This window comes from Mycobacterium sp., assembly GCF_050701675.1.
In the GTDB taxonomy this organism is placed as follows: domain Bacteria; phylum Actinomycetota; class Actinomycetes; order Mycobacteriales; family Mycobacteriaceae; genus Mycobacterium.
In genome coordinates this window covers 1-2,077 of the sequence record NZ_JBOGDD010000823.1, presented here as the reverse complement: position 1 = coordinate 2,077, position 2,077 = coordinate 1, and the positions used below count along the sequence as shown (strand labels likewise).

Below are 2,077 nucleotides of genomic sequence, written 5' to 3'. Positions count from 1 at the left end.
CTGCGGACAGAAGCCCCTCGGCCACGACGACGTCCGGCACGGCACGCCCAGAGTTCAGTGCCTCCTTGGCGATCCGGGCCGACTGGGCGTACCCCAAGTAGGGCGTCAGTGCCGTGACGACGCCGATGGAGTTCGTCACCGACTCGAACAGACGCTCGCGGTTGGCCGTGATCCCGATGATGCAGCGCTGTTCGAGCGTGCGGCAGGCGGCGTCCAGATGCGTGGCAGAGGTGAACAGGCAGTGGGCGATCACCGGTTCGAACGCGTTCAACTGCAGTTGACCACCCTCGGCGGCCATGCTGATGGTCACGTCGTTTCCGCACACTTCGAAGGCGACCTGGTTGACGACCTCGGGAATCACCGGATTCACCTTGCCGGGCATGATGCTCGAACCCGCCTGCACGGCAGGAAGATTGATTTCATTGAAACCCGACCGCGGACCCGACGACAGCAGCCGCAGATCGTTGCAGATCTTGGACAGTTTGAGCGCCGTCCGCTTGAGAACCCCGGACACCTGGACGAAGGCCCCGACGTCCTGGGTCGCCTCGACCAGGTCGGTCGCGGTGGAGAGACTGAACCCAGTCAGCCGAGACAGTGCGCCACAGGCCAATTGGGCGTAGCGCGGGTGTGAGTTCAGGCCGGTGCCGATCGCCGTCCCACCGAGGTTGATCTCGGTGACCAGCAGTGCGGCCTCGCGGAGACGTTCGGCGTCCTCGGCGAGCATCACCGCGTACGTGCCGAACTCCTGACCGAGCGTCATCGGCACCGCGTCCTGTAACTGGGTGCGGCCCATCTTCAGGACCGAACGGAATTCGTCGGCCTTGACTCGGAATGCCGCGGCCACGTCCAGCAGCGTGGCCTGCAGCGTGGCGAGGTGCACCTGCAGCGCGACCTTGATGGCGGTCGGGTACACGTCGTTCGTGCTCTGGCCGAGGTTGACGTGCTCGAGTGGGTGCAGCGTGGCGTAGTCCCCGCGGCCCGCGCCGAGGAGTTCCAGGCCGCGGTTGGCGATCACCTCGTTGGCGTTCATGTTGGTCGACGTGCCGGCACCGCCCTGCATGACGTCTACGACGAAGTTGGCATGCAGCGCCCCGGAACGGATCTCGACGCACGCGGCCACGATGGCGTCGCAACGCTCGGCGTCCAGCAGGCCGAGTTCGTGATTCGTCACCGCCGCAGCCTGTTTGACCGCAGCCAGCGCGTTGACGAATTCCCGATGCGCCGACAGCGGGATCCCGGAGATCGGGAAGTTCTCCAACGCCCGCACGGTGTGGATGCCGTAAAGGGCGTCGGCCGGCACGGGGCGACTACCGATCGAATCGTGTTCGATGCGAACGTCCGCTGCGGTGTCGGTGGGCATCAACGCCAGGTCTCACTGGGCGGTGCGGCGTTGGCGCCGGGCAGTCCGTCGTAGAAGCCGTCGGTGGCGCAACTGGTCAACTCCAACTGCATTCCCCACGGGGTCTTGAAGTAGAACCAGCGTTGGCCGGCGATCGGCGCGCCCGCGTCGACCCCGTTGGGACCCTCCTGCACGACGACACCGGGAATCGACTTGACGTAGTCGTAGCCGGCATCGATGTCGTCAACGTAGAAGGCCAGATGATGCCCGCCGACGTCGCTGTTGCGTGGCGGCACGGTCACCTGGTCGGCAGCGTCGTAGGAGAACAGTTCGACGTTGTGGTGCCGGCCGAGACGAAGCATCGCGAGCGAGCACCGCGCCCGCGGGTCGACGTCGAGCCGACGGCGCATTCCGTCGGCCTCCCGGTCGACGAATGGACCGTCTGAGAAGGCGACTTCGGCGCCGAAGTGGTCGACGAAGAACGCGACCGCCTCGTCGAGGTCGGGCACGGTGAAGGCCACGTGGTCGACCGCACGCATCGTGGGGACTCTCGGTTTGTACGCGGTACTCATGGCTCAATTCTCCGTTGTGGTCGAGGAAGTCGTGAGGCCGAACCCATGATCGGACCACGGCAGTTCGTCACCGCCGTACTTGGCGGCCCTGACGTCGGCGGAGCGGGCATGCCCCTCGAAGTTCTCCAGCCGTGCGGCCCGTGCGCTGATCCGGCCCATCTCGGCG

General features: G+C 66.1%; 2 protein-coding genes. Both read right to left on the bottom strand.

The genetic code is table 11. From position 1 onward, the window contains the following. Nucleotides 1-1,360: aspartate ammonia-lyase (locus ACRDUX_RS25155; protein WP_526417628.1), on the bottom strand; the 1,360-nt coding region annotated here is incomplete at its 3' end. Then, nucleotides 1,360-1,911 carry a VOC family protein gene (locus ACRDUX_RS25150; protein ID WP_526417626.1) on the bottom strand — a complete coding sequence of 184 codons (552 nt, stop codon included), beginning with the start codon at nucleotides 1,909-1,911 and terminating at the stop codon, nucleotides 1,360-1,362. The genes ACRDUX_RS25150 and ACRDUX_RS25155, both read right to left, overlap by 1 nt. Nucleotides 1,912-2,077: the final 166 nt, after the last annotated feature.

Excerpts from the sequence above, each read along its gene's own strand:
- ACRDUX_RS25150 (WP_526417626.1), bottom strand. The coding sequence starts at position 1,911 with ATGAGTACCGCGTACAAACCGAGAGTCCCCACGATGCGTGCGGTCGAC.